The 25204-nt window shown below is 43.9% G+C and carries 16 protein-coding genes and 1 tRNA gene; 13 read left to right on the plus strand and 4 right to left on the minus strand.

Annotated features, from left to right (window positions below):
- Positions 1-144: 144 nt before the first annotated feature.
- Entirely contained in the window at positions 145-4719 is a 4575-nt protein-coding gene (locus AC0L6N_RS06380) for an EAL domain-containing protein (protein WP_473479939.1), read from the plus strand.
- Between the two features lie 92 nt (positions 4720-4811).
- Here the strand turns inward: AC0L6N_RS06380 and AC0L6N_RS06385 are convergent, their stop codons facing one another.
- Positions 4812-5432, minus strand: a complete 621-nt coding sequence (locus AC0L6N_RS06385) for a hypothetical protein (RefSeq protein WP_473479940.1) — start codon at positions 5430-5432, stop codon at positions 4812-4814.
- 231 nt (positions 5433-5663) lie between these two features.
- Here AC0L6N_RS06385 and AC0L6N_RS06390 point away from each other — a divergent pair, with 231 nt between their 5' ends.
- Positions 5664-7346, plus strand: a complete 1683-nt coding sequence (locus tag AC0L6N_RS06390; protein ID WP_473479942.1) for a sensor domain-containing diguanylate cyclase — start codon at positions 5664-5666, stop codon at positions 7344-7346.
- Between the two features lie 60 nt (positions 7347-7406).
- A complete protein-coding gene (locus AC0L6N_RS06395) occupies positions 7407-8234 on the plus strand; it encodes a phytanoyl-CoA dioxygenase family protein (RefSeq protein WP_473479944.1) in 828 nt (275 codons plus the stop codon).
- 8 nt (positions 8235-8242) lie between these two features.
- On the opposite strand, the gene AC0L6N_RS06400 is transcribed toward AC0L6N_RS06395, so the two are convergent.
- Entirely contained in the window at positions 8243-8518 is a 276-nt protein-coding gene (locus AC0L6N_RS06400) for a peptidylprolyl isomerase (protein WP_011574510.1), read from the minus strand.
- A 346-nt stretch (positions 8519-8864) separates the two neighbouring features.
- Here AC0L6N_RS06400 and AC0L6N_RS06405 point away from each other — a divergent pair, with 346 nt between their 5' ends.
- From AC0L6N_RS06405 to AC0L6N_RS06415, 3 genes are all read left to right on the plus strand, one after another.
- Complete coding sequence (locus tag AC0L6N_RS06405) at positions 8865-9632, plus strand: class II aldolase/adducin family protein (RefSeq protein WP_473479946.1); 768 nt, start codon at positions 8865-8867, stop codon at positions 9630-9632.
- 48 nt (positions 9633-9680) lie between these two features.
- Positions 9681-10856: a mandelate racemase/muconate lactonizing enzyme family protein gene (locus AC0L6N_RS06410; RefSeq protein WP_011574512.1), complete on the plus strand. Its 1176-nt coding sequence runs from the start codon at positions 9681-9683 to the stop codon at positions 10854-10856.
- A gap of 300 nt (positions 10857-11156) precedes the next feature.
- The gene (locus AC0L6N_RS06415; protein WP_473479948.1) at positions 11157-12479 is read left to right on the plus strand and encodes an aminotransferase class V-fold PLP-dependent enzyme; all 1323 of its coding nucleotides are present in this window, start codon (positions 11157-11159) and stop codon (positions 12477-12479) included.
- A gap of 104 nt (positions 12480-12583) precedes the next feature.
- On the opposite strand, the gene AC0L6N_RS06420 is transcribed toward AC0L6N_RS06415, so the two are convergent.
- Positions 12584-14839: an acyl-CoA dehydrogenase gene (locus tag AC0L6N_RS06420; protein ID WP_473479949.1), complete on the minus strand. Its 2256-nt coding sequence runs from the start codon at positions 14837-14839 to the stop codon at positions 12584-12586.
- Positions 14840-15119: 280 nt separating this feature from the next.
- The gene (locus tag AC0L6N_RS06425; RefSeq protein ID WP_473479951.1) at positions 15120-15905 is read right to left on the minus strand and encodes a M23 family metallopeptidase; all 786 of its coding nucleotides are present in this window, start codon (positions 15903-15905) and stop codon (positions 15120-15122) included.
- A gap of 298 nt (positions 15906-16203) precedes the next feature.
- Here AC0L6N_RS06425 and AC0L6N_RS06430 point away from each other — a divergent pair, with 298 nt between their 5' ends.
- The 7 genes from AC0L6N_RS06430 (at position 16204) to infB (ending at position 25163) form a co-directional block, all read left to right on the plus strand.
- A complete protein-coding gene (locus tag AC0L6N_RS06430) occupies positions 16204-16650 on the plus strand; it encodes a MaoC family dehydratase (protein ID WP_473481273.1) in 447 nt (148 codons plus the stop codon).
- A 281-nt stretch (positions 16651-16931) separates the two neighbouring features.
- On the plus strand, positions 16932-19616 hold the full coding sequence (locus tag AC0L6N_RS06435; protein ID WP_473479953.1) for a TonB-dependent receptor plug domain-containing protein: 2685 nt from the start codon (positions 16932-16934) through the stop codon (positions 19614-19616).
- Between the two features lie 175 nt (positions 19617-19791).
- Positions 19792-20097 carry a 4a-hydroxytetrahydrobiopterin dehydratase gene (locus AC0L6N_RS06440; RefSeq protein ID WP_473479955.1) on the plus strand — a complete coding sequence of 102 codons (306 nt, stop codon included), beginning with the start codon at positions 19792-19794 and terminating at the stop codon, positions 20095-20097.
- Positions 20098-20292: 195 nt separating this feature from the next.
- Positions 20293-20369 (plus strand) — tRNA-Met (locus tag AC0L6N_RS06445).
- A gap of 160 nt (positions 20370-20529) precedes the next feature.
- Entirely contained in the window at positions 20530-20988 is a 459-nt protein-coding gene (rimP, locus tag AC0L6N_RS06450; RefSeq protein ID WP_011574519.1) for a ribosome maturation factor RimP, read from the plus strand.
- 48 nt (positions 20989-21036) lie between these two features.
- A complete protein-coding gene (gene nusA / locus AC0L6N_RS06455; RefSeq protein ID WP_011574520.1) occupies positions 21037-22530 on the plus strand; it encodes a transcription termination factor NusA in 1494 nt (497 codons plus the stop codon).
- A 23-nt stretch (positions 22531-22553) separates the two neighbouring features.
- On the plus strand, positions 22554-25163 hold the full coding sequence (infB, locus tag AC0L6N_RS06460; RefSeq protein ID WP_011574521.1) for a translation initiation factor IF-2: 2610 nt from the start codon (positions 22554-22556) through the stop codon (positions 25161-25163).
- Positions 25164-25204 lie beyond the last annotated feature (41 nt).

Genomic DNA, 25204 nt, shown 5'->3' on the forward strand with positions numbered 1-25204 from the left:
AGCGCGCCAGTAATAAGGATGAATATCGTCTATAAAAACACAAAAGTGACATTTTTTTGAATCAACAATGTTATTGAATTTATTATTCTTGTTACATCACGTTACAATAGAGGAGGTAACGAGCAGGTTGAAAGACGGAGTCGCATGTTTGGTAAATATTGTTGTTTGTTGGGATGGTTGTGGATATTGCTTCATTCTTTGAAGGCGCAGGCGGTCCCAGATGTTTCACATGCATTATTAAAGTCCCCAGTTTTCTCTCAATTAACGACTGAAAATGGCTTGAGTCAAGACACGATCAACGTGATGCACACAGATGATCAAGGTTTCTTATGGCTAGGCACAGACACAGGATTGAACCGTTACGATGGTTATCAAGTCGACGTCGTCGAACCGAGTAACGTCGCCCTAGGCGCAAAAACGATAAATGACCTGATGCAAGATAGCCAAGGCAATTTATGGGTCGCGACATTTAGCGCGGGTATTTTCAAGATCAACTTATCAAGCGGCGAAGCAAGGTTAATCGACAAGCGAAAATCCCAAGTCATAGCTGATTGGCAACAGAGTTTTAATGCCATCGCTGAAGATAACGGCGGCGCAGTTTGGCTCGCATCAGATGAGGAAATTCTGCGATACGAGCCGCACACAAATACTCTAAAAAGCATTTTTTCTATGGCCACGAATAAGATAGAAAAAGGCTATTATATCCGCACCTTGGTTTGGCATAACGATTTATTATTTTTTGGCACCAATGAGCGCTTGTTCGTATATTCCCCTCAGCTTAAGGAAAGCTTCGATTTAGGCTTTTTATTTGCAGAATTTAGCAATGAAGGGCAAAAAGATGTCAAGTCTCTTTTCGTAGATAAAAGTCGTGATACATTGATGATAGGGACGGTAAAGGGGTTATACAGTGTCTCTTTAGCGCAGATATCTGATTATGTTACCCAAGATATTGCCCCCGACCCACTCGCTACATTAATTGCAAGTCGCAACATTTGGCGTATTCGCACCTTGAATGATTCACTTTTTTACCTACCGACGGATCAAGGGGTTTTCACTTATGACGCCCAATCCGGACAAGCCCAGCATTTACTTTTACCCACAGACAGTAGGTTATTACTGTCACAAGACGTTGTTTACGATATTGCATTCGATGACAGTAGCAATTTATGGCTAGGCACCCGCTCAGATGGGGTTTTGCATTGGGTTAGTACTTCGCAATCCTTTCAAAATTTACTCAATCTCAACGGTGGGCGATTTGCTAAAACGTTGAGCGATAATAATATATGGGCCTTAATGCAAGTCGACCCGAGCGGGTACTGGATAGGCACCGACAATGGGCTAAACTACTATGATTTTGAAACGGCAACTGTTGAGACCTTTTTAGTTTCATCTAATGAGCTAGCACAGTATTCAGAATCAAGTATTCATCAGATTTTACCAGCCGACCCTGGGTACTTATGGTTGCTTACAGGAGAGGGGGTACGCCGTTTTCATATTCAATCAAGAAAGCTCGAAACGATACAGGTCAAAAAAGCAGATGATGACCGCATTCTCAACGAATATATTCAAAGCGCTATCGCAACGAAAGACGGCGATTTATTTTTCGTATATGAACAAGGTGTTTACTACTACAATCTGCAAACAAAGGACATCACTGCGCTTAAAGAACTTAATGCACTTGCTACCACAAAGTTACTGCGAGGTATTATGCCTCCGCTTCCAGGCGCTCCTAATAGTCTTCTATTGAGTACCTTAGGTGGCATGTTTCAGTGGGACATCAACCTAAAGCAATTAACGCCTATTCATCAACTGGACAAGCAATTAAGTGCTAACTTATGGCCAGATAGCTGGGTTCTGGATAAGCAAAATATTTTGTGGGTTAGCTACCCAGGCTATGGCTTAGTCGGGCTTGATGGTGACACCTTTGAACAAAGGTATTTCTTTAATAAAGAGAATCTACTGCCGTCGAATAATATTTATAGCTTGCAATCAGATGGTGAAAACGCCATCTGGATAAGCTCTCATAACGGGTTACTTAAATTCGATCCCAAATTCATGACACTGCAACGCTACGGCCACGCTCACGGTTTAGCTAATGAAGAATTCAATCAGGGAGCCAATATAAAACTTGTTAATGGCAAACTGGTATTCGGTTCGCCCAAAGGCCTAGTGATGTTTACTCCTGGGACATTGCCAAACAGCCAGAAAACGTCGCAAAAGCCCAAAATTACCGGCATAAAGGTTTCAGCCTCGCCTTACTCATCGAAACTTATAGATTTAGCAGATAGTGAAGTACACATGGCTTACGATGATGTGGGGTTGCGAATTAGATTCTCAACGTTGAAATTTGCTAACTTACACAGCACACGGTATCAATATCGGCTTAGTGGGACACAAGACATAACCTATCCAAGTACACCCGATCCTCAGGTGTATTTTCCCAAACTTGAACCGGGATCATATGTTTTCAGTGTTTCTGCCATTGGTATGTCTGGCGGCAAGGAAAGTCCCAGTGCACAAATCAAAATAAAGGTAGATTATGCGCCTTGGAACTCACCTTTAGCCTATCTAAACTACGCTCTACTGATCGGCCTAATTGCTTATATTTTTTGGAAAATGCGCAGTTTGCAGGCTCAAAGGTTGCTAAGTGCGCATAAAGAAGCCGTCCAAAGTAAGGGCCGACTGACACTTGCTCTACAAGCAAGCAACAGTGACGTTTGGGAGTGGGATGAAAAGAGTGACACGGTCCAAGCCTCTCGCTTCTACGATGAGCTAGGTTACGAGAATAAGACTGGCGCAGTCTCACGAGAAGAGCACTTATCCCTTATTCATAATCGTGACAAAGAGATGTATTTAGCGCGCTGGCACAGCTTTTTAGAGCAAGAAGATCGTGTGTTTGATGTGACTTACAGAATGCGCTCCCACAACGGGCATTGGTTGTGGTTTCGTGATGTAGGCAATGTGACAGGGGGAGTTGCAAGCGAGCACAACCAGCGCGTTGTAGGGACCTATACCAACATTACGGACAGCATTGCAGAGCAAGAAGATTTGCGTCTGTTTGGTGAAGCATACAAGCACACGCGCGACTGGGTGTTAGTGTGCAACCGTCACACAGTACCAATGGCGGCAAACCAAGCTTTTTGCAACACATTTAATATTGATGAGCAACAGGACATTGCCTCGCAACTCAAGCTTGTATATGACGGTCAACAAGCCGGATTGCTAAGCTTCTGGAGCAAACTCGAAAGTTTAGAAGCAAGTGAAGATTGGCGCGGTGAAGACCAAATCATGTTACAAAATGAGGAAGTACGAGATGTATTGGTATACATCAAAGCCGTCGCCTGTATCAACGATGTCACGGATATTGACTCCTATCTGATTATTTTAAGTGATATCAGCGAACATAAGAAAGCTCAGCAAGCATTAATAAAACTGGCAAATTTTGATGCACTTACTGGTTTACCCAACAGAGCGCTATTGCTTGACCGTGTTGATCATGCGATTTATCAAGCTCAGCGTTCAGCAAGCACGTTAGGTTTGTTTTTTATTGATCTGGATAAATTCAAACAAGTAAACGACAGTCTGGGACATAACGCAGGGGATACACTGCTACAAGAAATTTCCGCCCGCTTACTTAATTTGTTACGCAAAGAGGACACCATTGCCAGATTGGGCGGCGACGAATTTGTGGTACTGATTGAAAATGTACATACCATTGATGACCTCACACACTTGGCTAGCCAAATTATTGAAATCATCGATACCCCGGTTCAGCTGGAAAACCATCTAGTGAGCGTATCTTCGAGTATTGGTATCGCGCTCTATCCCGATGATGCGCAAGATGCACAAGAGCTCTTGCAAAATGCGGATATTGCGATGTATCACGCGAAGGAAAATGGCCGCAGTCACTTTCAATTTTTCACTGCCAAAATGAACGTCCTCGCCCAGCAAAGGTTGGCGTTAGAAAGTGACCTCAAGTACGCCCATAGCCATCAACAGCTTGAAAATTATTATCAACCCATTATTGATATTAGCCGCAATAAAATTGCCGGCTTTGAGCTACTAATGCGCTGGTTTACCGACACTGGAAAAGTTTCTCCCGGGCGTTTTATCCCCGTAGCGGAAGAGCTTGGTTTGATTGAAAGCATGACGTTACAAGCCATGGAACGGGCGCTTCCTATGTTTAAGCATTGGCAAGCCAATGGATTCGATGGGTATTTATCCGTTAATTTATCGGCCCGTCACTTTGAGTCTCTTCAGTCTATAAAGGATGTGATCGCCTTTTTAGCATCGAACGCCTTACCGGTAGAGATGGTTAGATTTGAAATAACCGAAAGTGCGCTGATGAAAGATTATCACAAAGCAATTATCTATATGAAACACCTACGGGAAGCCGGCTTCAGTATTGCCCTAGATGACTTCGGTACTGGATATTCGTCTTTAAAATACCTTAAAGAATTTCCGTTAAGTGTGATTAAAGTAGATAAAAGTTTCGTCGACGACATAGGCATAAATAAGAATAACGAGGCATTAATTGAGACCATCTTACGCATGGCACAAAGCCTTGATATGTATTGCGTGGCAGAAGGGATAGAAACTAAAGAGCAAGTAGCGTTTTTTAAAGAGCACGATTGCCAATTTCTGCAAGGGTTCTACTTTTCGAGACCTGTTGCCTTGGCTGATACCTTCGCATTAATAGATGAACCTTTGGTTTATTAACGGTGAATAGACACCTTTTTAATACAACGTACTACGGGGCGAAATGAGAGTGCTAGTTGCTAAGAGTTGCTTGGCGCCGCTGGGGGGAACCGCTATAAAGATGAACTCAACGACGCACCATTGTAGGTTATGCTAGGCTGGTCATTTTCAATCGCTAGCTGCACCAAAGGATGTGCGATTAACTTGCCTGTTATGCGAACATCTTCGCCAATAAACACAGAGGGCGGCACCATCTCGTTTCCACCAATCTGTTTAATCTGCCGGCCAATAAACACGTTACCAAAAACGACGGTATTACCGGTTAAACTGATATCTCCTTGCAGGGACTTAATGTGACCAAATACGGTTACGCCGTTTAACACTATGTTGCCATAGTTTGTGTTAATCGAACCCAACACAACGCTACTCTCGGGCAACTCAACATCTGTACGAACAGTGCGAATATCTGACATCATTTGCATGGGCAAGCTTCTTATAACGTCGTTACCAATAAGGCTTAGGTTTTCAACCTCTTGTGTCGATAGGCTATCGTTACTGTAGGGTAAGTGGCGCATTAGCTTCTTCTTGGCTTCAGTCAGTGCCGATGGGCTACTTTCATATCGCATTTGCGCAATACTCTCAGAATAGAAAACTTCAACTTCTTTTTGACTGGCCAGTGGAATACTTGGACTAATAGCCAATATGACTGTAACTAGTATGATCGGTAAACTCATCGTAATCTCTCATCATTTGTTAGGCGTAATTCTCAATGAGCAATGCAAGGCAGATCCTGTGCCAAGTAATTAAGTTATTGTTAATAAAGAGTATTTTTGATTTTAAGTCATGTGGATTGAGACTTCAGTGCCGAGGGTAAGTCAAATTCGCTAACATTTAGCCAAAATGAGAATTCCCTAGATGCGCTATTTAACACATAAGAATCTGACTTTTGGGTGTATAGATTAGGTATGACGTATTTTAATGCGGTGCACGTGTCTGTAATCATGACGCTAAATCTTTGGGGTAGCCGTATCCTTAAACCTATTTTCAGCTGTGTACTAGTAAATGGCAGAAGTAAAGGACAGTTTGCTACTGGTTCTCTCTGTTATCTATCTGCGGCGCTATTGATATGCAGTATATTCAGTCATCGTCTTTATGCACAAGAACAGGACACCTGCTTTGTATTGCACGAACAGCAGGATCATACACCCCTTTCCCTTACGCTAAATCAAATCAAAAGAGTGCCTGTTAAACAATTTACTAACCACCTATCAGTAGTGTGTCATGTCAAAGAACAGAGTGTATTAATTATCAACAACAATGCTATACGCAAAGCAAGTTTGCATATTGAGCATGAAGAGCAGCAGAAAATTGCCGCTAATAAACTGGTTTTTATTTTACCCCAGGGGCAGTACAACGCAAGTTTAGTACTAGACGCCGAGCGGGACTTTAGCCTAACACTCGTTCGCAAAACCTGGCCAGATTACGCATTAGCGGGGCAACAACATAACTTGTTATTGGGACTGTTTTATGGGCTGTGCATTACACTGGTTTTTTATTTGTATGTGATGGGGAGAAGCCTTAAAGATAAGCGCTTCCACTTTTATTGCTACTACGTTCTCTGTGCGGGCATTTTTTTCTTGTTACAGGAAGGGAACATAAACCTATTCTTTGATGCAAACCTAACCAACAACATAAGGTTAAACCTTTTATTCGCTGGCTTAACGGTATTTACCGGCACGATTTTCGTTGTAACCTTATTGGGCTTACAGCGACGTTGGTCGCGATTCACTCGCTATGTCGTGATGTATCCTGCTGTTTTCGTGTTGGGTGTCTCAATTGTGCTGTGTTTTTTACCTAGAGGGGAGTGGTTTACATTACTTGCCATCATTATGGCAAGAACCACCATGGCCGTATTGATGTGTACGTTTGGATTAATTGCATATGCCTCCTACGTTCGAGTACACACCGCTCGCCTTGTACTGCTCGCTTCATTGATTGTGTGTTGTGCGATGGTTTTCCGGATATTTTTGGGTGATCAAAGTCCGTTTTTACAGCGTTATGGCCTGTTGTTTTCATTTGCCATTGAGAGTTTTCTTCTTGCTATCGCTACCTCAGAACGAATAAAGCGCATCAACCAAGAGAAGATTTTGGCTCAAGCCCAAGCCATGACGGATCCGCTATGTGAAATTTTTAATCGAAGAGGCTGGGAAGAAGCCGCAGAAAAAATCGTAAAGACCCACAACACACAGCAGGGAATATTATGTTTGTTGTACATCGATTTAGATTACTTCAAAGAGATTAATGACAATTTTGGTCATAAAGCAGGAGACCAAGTACTGCGAATTATGGCTAAAATCATTCGTAAACAAATGCGAGATCAAGATGCAGTTGGCCGTCTAGGCGGTGATGAATTTGTCGCTCTTGCTCAATTCGAGGATGAACGTCAATCAGAAATATTAAGAGAACGTGTTACGAAACGCTTAAAGAATATTAATATCAGTACCGACAGCGCGCAGATCCGAGTCACCGCCAGTGTGGGGTGTGTGGTGTTCAGTGATAACGAAATAAGCGTTAGTGAAATGCTGCAAAAAGCAGATCAAGCGATGTATATGAGCAAAAGGGAGAATCAAGACAAGACCTGCTCTTGACTTGAACGCAAGATAATATACTGTTTTGCAAGAAATTTTGATACAAAGTGTGAGGTCTCTATGCTGTCTGTCGATCAGAAAAATGAATTTCGAGCCCAAGGGTATATCGTATTAAACCAGCTTTTTTCCACGGCAGAAATGGCCTCTTTAAAAAGTGAAGCTGAATCTATTGTTGAGTTGTTCGACCCTAATTCAACTCGTGCTGTTTTTTCTACCCAAGATCAGAGCAAATCAAGAGATGATTACTTCTTACAATCAGGCGATAAAATCCGCTGTTTTTTTGAAGAGGAAGCCTTCGACGAGAAAGGCGACTTGAAGCAAGCTAAGGCAGTAAGCATTAACAAAATTGGCCATGCCCTGCACACGCTAAACCCCGTATTTAAAGCATTCAGCCACGATCCTAGGATCAGACAATTAGCAAGAGATGTAGGGTTATTCAAACCGCAAATTCATCAATCTATGTATATTTTTAAACAGCCGAAGATAGGAGGAGTGATCCGCTGGCATCAAGACGGCATCTATTTCCTAAGCGACCCCTTGTCCGTAGTGACATTTTGGTTTGCAGTGGAAGATGCCACAATTGAAAATGGCTGCTTACAAGTTAAGGCCGATGGCAGTGATACGCCTCTGCGCGAGCAATTTATGCGCTTTACCGATGACAGCACAGAATTAAAAGTGCTAGATGACACCCCTTGGCCAAAAGATGAAGATGCAAAACCTTTAGAGGTAAAGAAAGGTTCGCTGGTGGTATTTGATGGGTTACTGCCGCATTTTAGTGCGCCAAATCGCTCGGAGAAATCACGCCATGCTTTTACGCTGCACATGACGTGTGCTACCACAAAATATGACCCGCTAAATTGGTTACAAGCCTCGCCCAGTCATCTGTAGTTCTTCTATTAACCGCGATAGAGGGTTTTGATTAGGTGGTAACCAAATTGAGTTTTGACTGGTCCATGTACGGTCAAAATCTCTTTTTTAAACACTACGCTGTCAAAGGCTTTAACCATAGTGCCCGGGCTGAACTCACCTAAATCACCCCCTTTTTTGCCTGATGGACACAGTGAATGCTTTTTAGCGAGTTGTTGGAAGTTCGCGCCTTTGTCTAATTGCGCTTTCAATTGTTGCGCTTCTTTTTCAGTTTTGACCAAGATATGGCATGCGCCTGCTTTCATGATAATTCACCTGTTTTGTTAACGTACCCACTGGCTTTTTACAGGGCTCAAATGGACGCGTAATCTTGTAAACATTAATACTGTTATTGTGCCACGGGACTGACGTTAGCAGCAAAGGCAAATATCTATATTTAAAAACCATAAGGTAATTCCCATAGGTCTCGGATATTGTTTGTCACTCAGTTATCATAGTTGTTTTATGACAGCAGTACTCAGCTTAGTGAAAACAGAGCTTATGTTGATAATATGCGCGCCGGTCTTTTGAGGCTAATTTTCAGGGCGTAGTAAAACGAAACAACAATAGCTAGAGCGATTTGACGCTTAATTTGAATAGTAAGGAGATAAGGTGTTTGCGTTATCAGATAGAAGCTTAAAAGGGCAAGTGTCCGATGTTGAGTGGCAAACTCGCGTTGATCTAGCTGCATGTTACAGACTCGTGGCAGACGCTCGCTGGGGCGACCTTATTTATACCCATATTTCTGCGCGTGTTCCCGGTACAGATGAGTATTTGATTAATCCTTTTGGGTTAACATTTGAAGAAGTCACCGCCTCGAACCTAGTGAAAGTGGACTTAGAAGGCAATATCTTAGATGGTTCGCCGTATACTATTAATCCTGCTGGTTTTACCATTCATAGCGCTATTCATGAAGTGAGACATGATGCGCAATGCGTCATTCATTTGCATACCAAAGCGACGATCAGCGTTGCCAGCCTAAAAGATGGTTTGCAACCATGGAGCCAATACGCGATGTTCTCCTTGTCGTCCATGAGCTACCACGAATATGAAGGTCTGGCGGTGAATGCCGAGGAGAAAAGGCGCCTGCAAGATGATTTAGCTAACAACAACCATATGCTTTTACATAATCATGGCGGTTTGACATTAGGCCCAACGGTGGGGGATGCCTTTATGCGCTTTTATGATTTGCAGCGCGCATGTGAGATTCAGATGGATTTACTACAAGCAAATCAATCGGTTATTGAAATTCCACAGGCCATAGTTGATGGCATATATGCTCAAGCTAATGTGGTTCACAGTGGGCAAACCGGCGGCCAAAAAGCCTGGCCAGCCATGTTACGTAAAGCTTACAAGCTCGATCCGAGTTTTTGCGAATAACAAAATACACGTTAAAGACAAGAATAATTACTTTCAGGAATAGAATTAATGAAGATTACCCGCGTTGAAATTTTTGATATCGAGTGCCCAAAACGCACAGTGTGGAACCCCGTTTTTATTCGTATTCATACAGATGAAGGGATCACAGGCGTAGGGGAGGCTGGTCTTGCATACGACTGGGGACACAGTGCTGCTGCGCATATGATTAAGGAAATTGCAGAAGCATTATTGATCGGTTTCAATCCGGTCAATACTGAACTGCTGTGGAGCAAAATGCTCAGAGAAGGTTTTTGGGGACTAGGTGGCGGCCCAGTGTTTTATGCGGCTATGAGCGCAATCGATACGGCATTATGGGACATTAAAGCCAGAGCGCTAAATGTACCTTTGTACCAATTATTGGGGGGTAAAACCAACGAAAAATTACGTACTTATGCCAGCCAATTACAATTCGATTGGGATAAAGAGGTTACCCGCTTGAACGACCCTGTTGATTACGGACGCGCAGCTGAAAAAGCCGTGGCTGAAGGCTATGACGCTGTTAAAGTTGACCCGATTGTTTACGATAAAAACGGGGCAGGGCACTTTGATCGCACCAAGTTATTTACTCAGCCAGAAATGCGCTTGTTCAGAGCGCGGTTGCAAGCCATCCGTGATGCGGTAGGTGACGACGTAGATATTATTTTTGAATGCCACAGTTTACCCGGTGTTGCCACGGCCATTCAGTTAGGTGAAATGGTCGAAGACATTGGTTGTTTGTATTACGAAGAGCCGGTGAACTACTTGAATTCTAAATTACACGATAAAGTCGCCAAGCGCGTGAATGTGCCCATTGCTGGTGGTGAGCGTTTATATAATCGTTGGGGTGTTAGACCATATTTAGAAGATCAAAGCCTAGACGTATTGCAGCCCGACATTGGCTTATGCGGTGGTTTCACTGAAGCCAAAAAAGTCTGTGATTACGCTGATGTGTATGACGTACGCATTCAGGCCCATGTGTGTGGTGGTCCCGTGGCGACGGCGGCGAGCTTACATTTAGAAACTGCTATCCCTAACTTTTTGATTCACGAGCATCATACTTACGCCATTAAAGACTGGAATCGCGAATTGTGTATTCAAGACCCTCAGCCCGTTAATGGCTTTTTCGAAGTCAGTGAAACCCCAGGCATTGGTATCGATCTCAACGATGAGATTGTTTACCGCTCGCCGCATATGGAAGTGAAATAAATCTTGCAAGCATAATAACATGAGCACTGTGCCACCATTCGAGGGGCACAGTGCTGAGTGATTCAGTATTCTCGTTTTCAGCTTTACCGATCGTATCTTTTCTTGTTAGTGACATTATTTTTGTCCAATCCCATTTCATCCTGTTTATCTTTTTGACGTATTTTTGAGCACTATATTGATGCTCTAAAAAAGCGAAGTTCCAGTATTGCCCTACACTTATGCCTATTACTCCATGGCTTAACGCGTTGTAAATGTGTTCTTTTAGCCTTAGGAGCGGCGAGATAAGAAAGGAGGATTTATATGTTAAGACGTCAGTTTTTACATGCATTGGGGCTGAGCGCCGGAGCAGGTTTGGTGAGCATATCGTCTTTATTAAAAGCAGGACCAAATACAGTACCTAAGATAGCAAACACAAGTAGTTTTCCTGCACCGAGTGATTGGCAAGCCTTACGTAATTTGTTTCCATTGACTCGGGACTACATTCAGCTATCAACATTCTTGTTAGCGTCGCATCCCGCACCAGTTTCTCAAGCCATCGAAAAGCACAGACAAGCATTTGATGAGAACCCTTCGGATTACTGGCATGAGCACTTTCTCACTATTGACGGTGAAATAACCCAAGCCGCGGCTGATTATATGGGAGGAGAAGCTCGACACATCGCGTTAACCGACAGCACCACTATGGGGTTAGGCTTGATTTATAGTGGATTAAAATTGCAGCAAGGGGACGAAATTCTGCAAACCGTGCACGACCATTACTCCACTGATATGTCGTTGGTGCACCGGGCTAAACGCACTGGGGCCACGGTTAAGCGCATCGCTCTGTATGACGAGCCAGCGCAAGTCAACGTGGATCAGGTGTTAAAGCGATTGCGCGATGCTATTGGCAGGCAAACAAAAGTGGTTGCGGCTACGTGGGTGCATTCATCCACTGGTGTAAAGCTGCCTATTCGGGCTATGGCAGATACCATCATCAAGATTAATCAGCAGCGTAAAGGCGATCAACAGATACTGTTTTGCATTGATGGCGTTCACGGGTTTGGTATTGAGGATCAAGATATTAGCCAGTTAGGGTGTGACTTTTTCGTCGCTGGCACTCACAAATGGATATTTGGCCCAAGGGGCACAGGTGTTGTGTGGGGAAATGAACGGGCGTGGGCTCAAAGCGAGCCGGTTATTCCTAGTTTCAGTGAGTCTTACAATGTTTGGCTAGGGTCAACGACGCAAGATAACGTGCCGATTGGCGATCATATGTCCCCTGGGGGTTTTCACTCCTTCGAGCATCGCTGGGCTTTGCCAGAAGCATTCAAATTACACCTTCAGTTGGGCAAAGCGAACGTTCAAAAGCGCATTCATCAACTTAATGCACAAACCAAGAAAGGGTTAGCAGAAATGTCGCATGTGACATTGTATACACCCCATGACAGTGCGCTTTCATCTGGCCTAGTGTGTTTCGACGTGAAGGGACTAGCGCCGCAAGCCGTAGTAGAAAAGATGCATGCTAAAGGTATTATTATGAGTAGTACGCCTTATCGGCAAAGCTATGCGCGCTTCGCACCATCCTTGCTGAACAACGAACAGGAAATAGAATTGGCGCTGGCTGAAATTCGTGCACTGGCGTAGCGCTAGAAATAGAGCGGGTAAAGATCGCTAGAACCTTTGCGGGCTAAAAGCAAAAAAAAGGGGATGATATAAATATCATCCCCTTTTCGCTTCCCTTGCCTGCTTTACGCGGCGTCTGTGTGCGCTTCTGGTTCACCTTTGACGAGCTGTTGATTTGCATCAAGCAGTTCCATATCAAAGGTGTACTCATCAACACGCACGGCTAGTTGTCGCTTATTATTATAATCGATTACGCGAGCGTATTCGTTTGCGCTTAGTTCACCGTTTTCATGCAGCTTAGTCACTGCATTTTCAAAGGAAACAAACGGGACCACTGGATCCTTACGGAGTGCTTTTTGCACAACTTTAAGGATAGGCATGACATCGTGCTTTGCAGCAAATGCTTCTTGGTTGATGTGATTACCATCACCAGGAATAACCTTAACCAAATGGGTTAAATCTGCCATGATCGAGCTTTGCGCCATAGTGGCATCAGAAAGCTGTCGTTTTAGTTTGTCAGATATGGCCGGAACTGAGCGCGTATAAGTGTTAGTTAATACACGCATCAAACCACGAGTGGCTGTGTTCGGGAAGTTACTGACGAATTCATTCAAAGCCTGCTCACCCTGCAATAAACACCACTGAATGGCGTATTCGAAATAAGGCTTGGCTTCAACTCGGTTTGTTACCCGTTGCTCGTAAAAACGAACCACCGCCATGGAGGCATACAAGTAACTCATCACATCACCCAAACGTGCCGATAGCATTTCGGCTTTCTTCAAATCACCGCCAAGAACAAGTAGCGATAAATCAGCAAGAGGTGCTAGTTTGGCTGATAAAGCGTTCATGCGTTTTTCGTATGGCTTCACTTCAGGCAAGCTAGATTGCGCGCCGCGCGTAAAGGTTAAATAGCTTTTACTGAAGCTGCGCAACGAATTCTTAACACTGAAGCTGATGGTTTTACCCAACACTTTATTAAACTCTTTGTCTGCTGAGGCTTCATCGCTGTGAATAAGATCAACCATTTCTTTCATATGTGGATGACAGCGCATTGCGCCTTGACCAAATATCATTAAGCTTCTGGTTAAAATGTTTGCACCTTCAACCGTAATGGCAATGGGTTGCGCTGCATAACCATTCGCTAAGGTATTTTGCGGCCCTCGTTGAATCGCTTTACCGGCTTGGATATCCATCGCGGTGTTACACACATCACGACCTAATTCAGTCATGTGGTATTTAGCCATTGCCGTTACAACTGAAGGCTTAAGGCCTAAACCTAGGCCTTCTGTGGTCAATACACGCATGGCTTCTAAAACAAACGTTTTACCCGCTATATCAGCAAGTTTTTCCTGAATTCCTTCGAAACGCCCAATTGGCACGCCGAATTGTTCACGAACAAACGAATATTCTGCGGTAGACTTCAGAGCAGATTGTGCTGATGCCACGCCCATTGCAGGAAGTGAGATACCGCGTCCCGCACCCAAACAACTGACAAGCATTTGCCATCCACGACCAATGTTTTTCTGACCCCCAATAATGAAGTCCATTGGGATGAATACTTTGTTACCTCGCGTGGTGCCGTTATAGAAACGAATACCCATAGGATCGTGACGATTACCTAGCTCAACACCAGGGTGTGACTTAGGGATAAGCGCGCACGTGATACCCAGCTCCACTTTGTCACCCAATAAATGGTCGGGGTCGAATACTTTAAAGGCTAATCCAAGTACCGTAGCGATAGGCGCAAGCGTGATGTAACGCTTATCCCAAGTCACCGATAAGCCAATTACTTCTTTGCCCTCGTACATTTCTTTGGTCACAATCCCTGTATCAGGGATAGCACCCGCATCTGAGCCTGCCTCAGGGCTGGTCAGTGCAAAACATGGAATGTCTTTACCTACAGCTAAATTGGGCAACCAGTGGTCTTGTTGCTCTGTAGTACCGTAATGCATTAGCAATTCGCCCGGTCCTAATGAGTTAGGCACCATGACAGTTACCGCAACCGCGCTGCTTTTTACTGCAATTGTCGCGACTATGGTTGAATTAGCATAAGGAGAAAACTCTAATCCACCAAATCTCTTGGGAATAATCAAAGCGAAAAACTTATTTGCTGATAAAAAGTCCAACACATTCTGCGGTAAATGATGACCGTTTTGCAGTTCGTGATCATCTACCATTTCCAGTAGCTCTTGTACCGGACCGTCTAAGAAAGCTTGCTCATCTGCACTCAAAGTCGCTTTAGGAATGGCACGCAAGGCTTGCATATCAGGGGTACCACGATAGATGGATGATTCAATCCATACATCACCCGCGTCTAACGCTTCTTGCTCTGTTAAAGAAATTGCAGGTAATACTTTTTTAAGGTTTGTTCTAATACTCATGATAATTACTCATCCGCTCATCTGACCAGTTGTAATTAATACTACGCAATTTCTAAAATAGATCAAATTTATCTTCAGGATATAGGTGCTTAGAACGCTCAGTGACATGTAAACTTTTTTACACAAAAGTTCCGTTTTAGCATACAAAGGACGAGTCAAATCAATTGGATAAGGTTTGTTTTTGAAAATAGAAGGGATGATTAAACGTGGATAAAATAAAAAACGCTCTAGCTTTTACTGGTAGGTAAATTACAGGATGATCCTACAGGGAACTGGCGGGTCACTTCTCAAACGTTATTTTTATTGATTGGTACTTACCAAAACTTTTGGCTTGATAGACAGCGAAATGCAAATGGGGCAGGGAGGAGAAGCCGGTATTACCTGAATAACCAATAAGTTGTCCTCGTTTAATATCTTGTCCAAGGGTAGGCACTACACCATTTAGGCGTAAATGATAGTATTCACCTGTCGTGCCGTCGTCGTGCAGTACAGTGATGAAATTAGCGTATCTGGCGAAACTCCTAGCGGCACCACCTCTGTCATGTTTTTGCTGTAAGTCGATCACCTGACCACCACGTGCCGCATGGATAGGCGTTCCTATTGGCATTGCAAAATCCACAGCGTATCGCGATGCCCCTTGGTGGCTATAGCCGCCGTCAAATCCTTGCACGACCCTAAATGTCTGGCCCTTTGCATAAGGTAACGCATATTGGTAACTATCATCGTGTTGGGCGTCTTCGATACCTGGGGTCCAGTAAAAATCTTCTTTGCTGTGCAATGGACGAGCGCTATCAATCGGCTGCAATGTCAAAATATTAACGCGCTCTAGGGGCCTTAACACCAATGTTTTGATGTATCGCTCTTTGGCTGCATTCTCAGTTTTAAGGTTTCGGGTTCTTACATCGAGCGTGGAGGTGATGGGGTAGGGTTTGTTATTGCTTAACCAGTATTCTATTACCTCGCCGTGCTTAACCTTTTCAAAACATGCCCAATCATCTATGCAGTAGGCTTGAGTGACACGTGAGACACAAGATAAAAGTGCGATAACTAACCAATGTCTAACCATTTGGATCCTCTTGGTGATTATTGACGTCTAATTGCGTCTATATGCAGACCCTAAAAGTAGGAATAAATTTCTTTTGTTAGAAAAATATCCTATGGAACACAGAACCTACCCATCAGACTAGTACCAGAGTCATCACGAGCGTGAATGTTTACTATATATCAACAATGTATTTCATTTAATGCGCGAGTTTTTTCCTCATACTTAGTTTATACATCTAAATAAATTCAGGTGAGTTGTCTTCTCCAGAGACTGGGTGCTAGCGTAAGCATGACCAAACTACAATCTAAAGGAGCCAATGATGGCCAAGGGTTTATTACAAATTGAAGTCGGTGAAGAGTTAGTGCCAAGCGCTTGGTTAAAAATAGATCAAGCGCGAATAAACTTATTCGCTGATGCCACAGGTGACCATCAATGGATACATATTGATCCTAAGCGCTGTGAAAAAGAAAGTCCGTTTAAAACCACTATTGCCCACGGTTATTTGAGTGTGACACTCATGCCTGAGTCCTTTTACCACATGGTTCAGCTCGATTCTGCCAGCCAAACTGTATTGAACTACGGGATAGATAAAATACGCTTTTTGGAGCCTGTGCGTGTCAACGATGAGATTCGCTTTGTCTCTTCTCTTGCTAGGAAAGAAAAGAAGCCGTTAGGCACTTTATTTAGCTTTGACACCCAGATAGAAATTAAAGGCAGAGACAAGCCCGCAGCAGTAGGCACTTTTTTAATGATGTTACTGGCTTAAACTTTAGTATGAGCAATCTTTTTACCTGTTAGATTGCTCTCCTTTTTCATACTGGTCCGACCATGAGTTAAACGAATGTTTACATATAAGTAACATTGCGTTTACATCGAGCGAATCCCCCCCTACTATCATTGTGACGCGTTATTTTAGCGCCCGAGAATCAGTCACTTACTGGTTGGAATTAGAACTATTAGACAATATTGACGCGCGGTCTGAGTGGTTGGAAAGGTCCGTTGTTAACACGCTCGATTTGAATCTAATAATTACCTCGAGAACACACAATGAAGATAAATACACGAGTCAGTGCTTTAGCCGCGGCCATTTCCGCACAGTTTTTATTTGCTACGCCTACAGTATTAGCCCAAGAAGCTGATGTAGAGAAAAAAGAAGACATCGAAATGATCATGGTGACCGGTAGTTTCGTTCGCCGCAGTGAAAACTTTGAATCGCCGTCGCCATTGTCCGTCGTGGACAGCGTTGCAATTGACGCCCTTGGCGCGAAAAATATCGCTGATATTACCCAAACGCTAACCATTAACACTGGGGCTGAAAATAACCCCGACGCATTTACGCAAAATGCGACAGCCGGTACGTCAAATATTAACCTTCGTGGTCTAGGTGTGGCATCGACGTTGGTTTTGCTAAACAATAAACGTCAAGTGGTTAACGCTCAACCGACCAACAATGGATTAAATTTCGTTGATACTAGCTCACTCGTTCCTATGATTGCGATTGACCGTGTGGAGATCATTAAAGATGGTGCATCTGCTTTATATGGTTCGGATGCTGTGGCCGGGGTAGTTAACTTTATAACAAAACGCAATTATGACGGCGTGAAACTTAGCGCGGACTATCAAGACGGTGCGCACGGCAATAACAAAGAATATGTACTGCAAGGGTTGTGGGGCACCAGTAGTGAGGATAGCAGCATTATCGCTGCGGTAAGTTACACCAATCGTTCCCCTTTATTTATAAAAGACCGTCGTTTGAGCCGCCCCCAAGATGACAGCAGTGCGTTAGGTAATCCAGGCTCGTACTTTATTGGTGCTACACCCTTTATTGACCCCTATGGGTGTGAAGAGTTTGGTGGTGCATCCAATGTGTTAGCGCCTCCTGGCACTGTGCCTGGCCTAGATGTAGGCCTTTGTATGTTTGATTTCGGTAAAGATTATTCATACGTACCAGATGAATCTCGTCTCAACGCTTATGTGAAAGCAGAATATGAATTGACGGACGAAATGAGTTGGACCACAGAAGTTAGCTTTGCGCGTAACCGTGCATCTCGTGGTGGCGCACCAAGTTTCCCAATTCTTACTGGGCCCGTTGTGCCTGCTGATCATCCTGAAAATCCATTTGGACAAGCTGTGACCTTTTTCGGCCGTGCTGAAGGTAACGGTAAAGCACCTGATTTCGCTAATACTGAATCCGATACATTTCGTTTTAACACTGCGCTGCAAGGTGAGCTAGAGCATGGTTTTTGGGAAGTCAGTTACACCAATGCTACCAACGACTTTTTCTTCAGTGTACCGGATGTGTTGAACACAGAGTTTAACTTAGCGTTGAACGGTTTGGGCGGTGGACAATGTAATCCGTTAACGGGTACTCCCGGGGAAGGGGATTGCGAATACTTCAATCCTTTCGCGACATCGTACACAACTGCACCCAACTCTCAGTACGTAATTGATTCATTTACGGGTCTTGAAACCATCGATTCAAAAGCTGATTTACAAGTATTTGAAGGCTTTATGTCATTCGATGTGTTTGATATGGATGGCGGAGCGGCAGGTCTCGCATTTGGTATGCAATACCGTGAAGAGTCATTGAGCCAAGATTACGATGCACTGGCTAATCAAGACAGCTTTACGTTTGTAATTGGTAACCCTGACTTTGACGGCTCATTAGATGTGTGGGCTGCGTTTGCTGAGATGGCACTACCGGTAACTGACGATCTAGATATTCAGCTTGCTGTGCGTTACGAAGATTACGGCGGCACCATTGGTGATACGATTGATCCTAAAGTGGCTTTTTCATATCGCGCCAGTGAACAATTGTCTTTACGAGGTTCAATATCAACATCGTTCAGAGCGCCAACGGTATTTTTAAGAAATGGTGGCGGGACCTCGCTACAACAACTCGTTGACCCGCTTATCGGTGCAAATGCATTCGCTGCAGTGCGTACTGTAGGTAATGAAGACTTAAAACCTGAAGAATCTACCGCATACAACCTTGGTGTGTCATTCGAGCCGATTAGCGATTTTTCTATTGAAGTTGATTACTGGAACTTCGAGTTTGAGGATTTGATTATTCAAGAAAATCCGCAGGCTGTATTAAACTTAGACCCAAGCGATCCTGAGCGTGTTGTTCGTGCAGGTGACCCACTAACCGGCCCGTTAACACAAGTTAACAATACTTATGTTAATGCAAGCTCTCTTGAAACCTCTGGTCTAGACTTTGTGACCAGTTATAAGATTGATACGGACGCTGGTATGTTTGTGCCGTCAATCAATGCTACTTACATTCTGGAATATGAACTAAACGACCCGCAAGCAGGTAAAGTCGATGGGGCAGGGCGCAGAAACTTTACCAATATAGGTACTTCTTCTCCTGAGCTACGTTTAAACCTTGGGCTAAATTGGTCCTCAGGTGCTCATTCTGCCAATATCTTTGCGCGTTATATTGACAGTTATGATGACGACCAAAACTGTGCTGATGGCAGCGTCAATACAGGTTCATGTGAAGGATTAGGAGGGTTTAAAGGAGTTGATAGCCAAGTGACCTACGATGTTCAGTACAACGTTAATTTGGGTACTTTGTTCGATACCCAGAACAACTATGTATTGTCTGTGGGTGGTATCAACATCACAGATGAAGAGCCACCACAGTTATTCACTAACAGTGGCTTTGACAGTAAGGTGCATGACCCAAGAGGGCGTCAAATATACGCGCGCTTCGCCGTCGAATTCTAAACTCAGTAATTTATATAAAAAACCTGCTTCGGCAGGTTTTTTTTGTTTTACCGCTTTGTAAACTTAAGTGACCGAATGTCATCTAGGTAAATCATGCCTTTGCTTTCATTTTGATTGGCTAACGGCATGATAGACAGTGTGAAAAAATTCAATGAATCGCAAAAAGGAGGATTACATGGTAGATAAATTATCAGAAAGTGAAACGCAAACTAAGTTGATTGCGCTCAACCAAGGCTTGCGAGCAGAACAACATTGGCATATTAACGACGGTAAACTTGCCAAGAACTTCAAGTTTAAGAGCTTTATTCGTGCGTTCGGCTGGATGACTCAAATCGCCATTTGGGCGGAAAAACTCAATCATCATCCTGAATGGTTCAATGTATATAATAAAGTGGAGGTTAAACTCACTACGCATGACGTTGATGGTTTAAGTGAATTGGATTTTAAACTGGCGTCTAAGATGGACCTTTTGCAGGTCTAGTTAGCTGTATAATTTGGCTTAGCGCATTGCGTAATCAGTGGTTTTGTACGAATTGCATACAATCTAATAAACCTTCTGGATTTATTTAAGTTTTATGCTTCACAAGACTTGCGCGTTTCAGTTAGCTATGTATAATACGCCCCACTCGAGACGCGACACGCAATGCATAGTGTCCTTATCGAAAAAGATTTCAAGCGCGGGATGGAGCAGTCTGGTAGCTCGTCGGGCTCATAACCCGAAGGTCGTAGGTTCAAATCCTGCTCCCGCAACCACTTTTTGAAACTTGGCATTCAGCCAATTTTCAGTGAGAATAGTGGACTAGGGTCCAGAAACAAAAAGCCCCGCTTGTACGGGGCTTTTTGTTATCCTTTTTATCCTGTTTTTAATTTATTCTGGGCTTATGGCCCTTTTTTCGTTTTTGGAGCGTGAGTTTTGTCACAACTAGAACAGAAATTAACTGAAATGTTGACCGCACCTGTTGAAGCGCTTGGCTTTGAAATGGTGGGGATTGAATTTGTTCGCGCTGGAAAACATTCAACCATGCGCGTTTACATTGATCACCCTGACGGTATTTCAGTCGATCATTGTGCAGAAGTGAGTCATCAAGTGAGTGCCGTACTTGATGTAGAAGATCCGATTAATACCGAATACAACTTAGAAGTGTCCTCGCCGGGCATGGAACGTCCCTTATTTAAGTTACAACATTACATCGAATCAGTGGGTGAAGTCGTCACATTACGATTAAAGATGCCAATGGGAGACAGACGTAACTTCAAAGGTAAGTTATTGTCCGAAGCCGATGGCATGTTAACCATAGAAGTGGATAACCAAGAATTTGTATTGGCCTTTGCCAATATTGAAAAAGGCAATGTTGTTCCAACGTTTGATTGAGTAGATGGCCATTAAGGCTTTTGCTAAAGAATAATCAGTGAGGCAATCATGAATAAAGAAATTTTGTTAGTGGCGGAAGCCGTTTCAAATGAAAAACAAGTTCCAAGAGAAAAAATCTTTGAAGCGTTAGAGTTTGCCATTGCAAGTGCTACTAAAAAGAAAACTGAAGGCGAAATTGAAGTACGTGTTGCTATTGACCGTATTACTGGCGACTTTGATACGTTCCGTCGTTGGATGGTTATCGCTGATGATCAAAAGCAAGAGAATCCTTTTGCAGAAATGACTATTTCTGCGGCTCAAATTGATGAGCCTGACATTCAACTAGGTGACTATGTTGAAGATCAAATCGAATCAATAAAATTTGACCGTATAACCACACAAACGGCTAAGCAAGTTATCGTACAAAAAGTACGTGAAGCTGAGCGCGCCCAAGTGATGGCTGAATACGAAGAGCGTGTGGGTGACTTAGTCACTGGTACCGTTAAAAAGGTCAATCGCGACAACATCATCATAGACTTGGGTAACAACGCGGAAGGCGTAATTTACCGTGACGATATGTTACCTCGTGAAACGTTCCGCCCAGGTGACCGAGTACGTGGATTATTGTACGTCATTCGCCCTGAAGCACGTGGTGCTCAATTGTTTGTGAGCCGTACGCACCCAGACATGCTGGTTGAGTTGTTTAGATTGGAAGTGCCTGAAATCGCAGAAGAAACCTTAGAAATTAAGGCCGCTGCTCGCGATCCTGGTTCTCGCGCTAAAATCGCGGTTAAAACCAACGATAAACGTCTTGACCCAGTAGGTGCTTGCGTAGGTATGCGTGGTTCACGCGTACAAGCAGTCAGCAGCGAATTAAGTGGCGAGCGTGTAGACATCGTATTGTGGGATGACAATCCAGCACAATTCGTTATCAATGCAATGGCACCGGCTGAGGTTGCATCCATCGTTGTTGATGAAGATAACCACACCATGGATGTTGCGGTTGAATCTGACAATCTAGCTCAGGCGATTGGTCGTAGTGGTCAAAACGTCCGTTTGGCCGCTCAGCTTACTGGCTGGGAATTAAACGTGATGACGGTTGAAGACTTAAACAACAAGCACGATGAAGAAAATTCAAAAGTGTTAGCTGTGTTCGTTAATGGTCTTGATATTGACGAAGAGTTTGCAGCGGTATTGGTTGATGAAGGTTTCTCTACGCTTGAAGAAATCGCTTATGTACCCATTAATGAGCTACTTGAAATAGACGGTCTTGATGAAGACATTGTTGATGATTTACGTAGCAGAGCGCGCGCAGCACTCACCACGCAAGCGTTAGCGAACGAAGAGACATTGGAAGCCTCTGAACCAAAAGAAGAGCTATTAAGTTTAGCCGGTATGGAACGCCATGTTGCCTACACATTGGCAAGTCGCGGCATTACCGATCTTGAAGCACTTGCGGAGCAAGGCGTAGATGAGATCAGCGATATTGAAGAACTAGACGAAGAAAAAGCGGGCCAGTTAATTATGGCTGCACGTAACATTGTCTGGTTTAACGAAGAATAGGGTCACCAAGAGGAATTACGAATATGGCAGAAGTATCCATTGAAAAACTCGCCGCCGATATCGGCACTTCGGTTGACCGCTTAGTTAAGCAGTTTAAAGATGCTGATATTGTTAAAGCGGCAAATGAAAACGTGACTGAAGATGAAAAACGTCAGTTGTTGGATTATTTAAGCAAACAACATGGCGGTACGGGCTCTGAAGCGCCTAAGCGAATGACATTACAACGTAAAACGACCAGTACTCTGAATATGGGTAAGTCGAAAGCGGTCACAGTTGAAGTACGTAAAAAGCGTACTTATGTTAAACGTACTGATGTAGAAGAAGCACGTTTGGCAGAAGAAGAAACAGCGCGCGCGCTAGCAGAGCAACAAGCGCAACTCGAAGCTGAAAAAGCGGCCGCAGAAGAAGCGAAAAAAGCTGCTGAAGAGAAAGCGAAGAAAGCCGCTGAATCTAAAGCGAAAGCGGAAGCTGAACGTCTTGCCCGTGCTGAAAAAGCGAAAAAAGAAGCAGAAGCGCGTCAAGCCGAAGAATCAGCGTTAAGCCCTGAAGAAAAAGCAGAACAAGAGCGTGTTCGCACTGAAGCGGAAAATATCCGTAAGAAGCAAGAACAAGAGTCTCAACGTAAGCTTGAAGAAGATGCGAAAAAAGCCGCTGATGAAGCGCGCAAACTTGCTGAAGAAAACTCACGTCGCTGGAAAGAAGAAGAAGAGCGTCGTAAGAAGCAAGAAGCGGAAGAAGTGCATGTGCACAGTAATCGCTACGCACAAGAAGCTGAAGATGCTGATGATATTAAAATCGAGCGTGGCGGACGTCGTCGTAAAAAGTCAAAACGCAATGCAGGTTCAGACCTTAAGCATGCGTTTAACAAGCCAGCGCAGCCAGTTGAGCGTATCGTTCGTCTAGGCGAAACGATCACGGTGAGTGACTTAGCTAGCAAGTTAGCCATTAAAGCGACTGAAGTCATCAAAGCGATGATGAAAATGGGCGAGATGGCGACCATTAACCAAGTACTAGACCAAGAAACAGCGGTTCTCGTAGTGGAAGAAATGGGTCACAAATACGAATTAGTGAACGACAACGCCTTAGAAGACGAATTGTTGGCTGACAAAATATCGTCTGAGCTTGCGTCGCGTGCACCAGTTGTAACGATTATGGGTCACGTTGACCATGGTAAAACATCATTGCTAGATTACATTCGTCGCGCGAAAGTCGCTGCGGGTGAAGCAGGTGGTATTACTCAGCATATCGGTGCTTACAGTGTTGAAACTGACAACGGCCGAATTGCTTTCCTAGATACTCCAGGTCACGCCGCGTTTACTGCTATGCGTGCACGTGGTGCCACAGCAACCGATATCGTTATTTTGGTTGTTGCAGCAGATGATGGTGTAATGCCACAAACAAAAGAAGCGGTTCAGCACTCCAAAGCAGCTGGTGTCCCTTTGATTGTTGCTGTTAACAAAATGGATAAAGAAAGCGCCGATCCAGATCGTGTTAAGACTGAATTGTCACAACTAGAAGTGATTTCAGAAGAGTGGGGCGGAGAACACCAGTTCGTTAACGTTTCAGCTAAAACAGGTGAAGGTATCGACGCGTTGCTTGAAGCGATTAGCCTACAAGCTGAATTACTAGACTTGAAAGCGCCGCCTACAGGCTCTGCTAAAGGTATTGTTATCGAGTCTCGCTTGGACAAAGGACGCGGCCCAGTGGCTTCTGTCTTGGTGCAAGAAGGTCAACTTAAGGCCGGCGATATCTTACTGTGTGGTATTGAGTACGGTCGTGTACGTGCTATGCGTGATGAAAACGGTAAAGACGTTGCCATCGCAGGGCCTTCAACACCAGTAGAAGTACTAGGTTTGTCGGGTGTTCCCGTGGCTGGTGAAGACGCGCTAGTGGTACAAGATGAGCGTAAAGCGCGTGAAGTAGCGACTAAACGTAATGCTAAGCAGCGTGAAATTAAACTGGCTAAGCAGCAAAAAGCGAAACTTGAAAACATGTTCGCGAACATGGAAGCAGGTGATGTTAGCGAACTTAACATCGTGCTTAAAGCCGACGTTCAAGGCTCTGTTGAAGCAATTTCTGATTCATTGACCAAATTGTCTACTTCTGAAGTGAAAGTGAACATAGTAGGCAGTGGTGTTGGTGGTATTACTGAGACTGACGCCAGCTTAGCGGCTGCATCTAGTGCGATCGTGGTGGGTTTCAACGTACGTGCCGATGCAAGTGCAAGACGCGTGATTGAAGCCGAAGAAATCGATTTGCGCTACTACAGTGTTATCTATAGCTTGATTGATGAAGTCAAGATGGCGATGACCGGTATGCTAGCCCCTGAATTCAAACAAGAAATCATTGGTTTGGCTGAAGTACGTGACGTGTTTAAATCACCTAAACTTGGTGCAATTGCCGGTTGTATGGTGGTTGAAGGTACGATTAAACGTAGTAACCCAATCCGCGTGTTACGTGAAAACGTCGTTATCTACGAAGGTGAGCTTGAATCACTAAGACGCTTCAAAGATGACGTACAAGAAGTACGTAACGGTGTTGAGTGTGGTATCGGCGTGAAGAACTACAACGACGTTAAAGTGGGCGACCAAATCGAAGTATTTGAAATCGTTCAAGTTGAGCGTGAACTATAATTCGCCAATATAAAATATTAGCGCGTTATTAGTATTGAATT

The organism is Paraglaciecola sp. G1-13, from assembly GCF_055809255.1.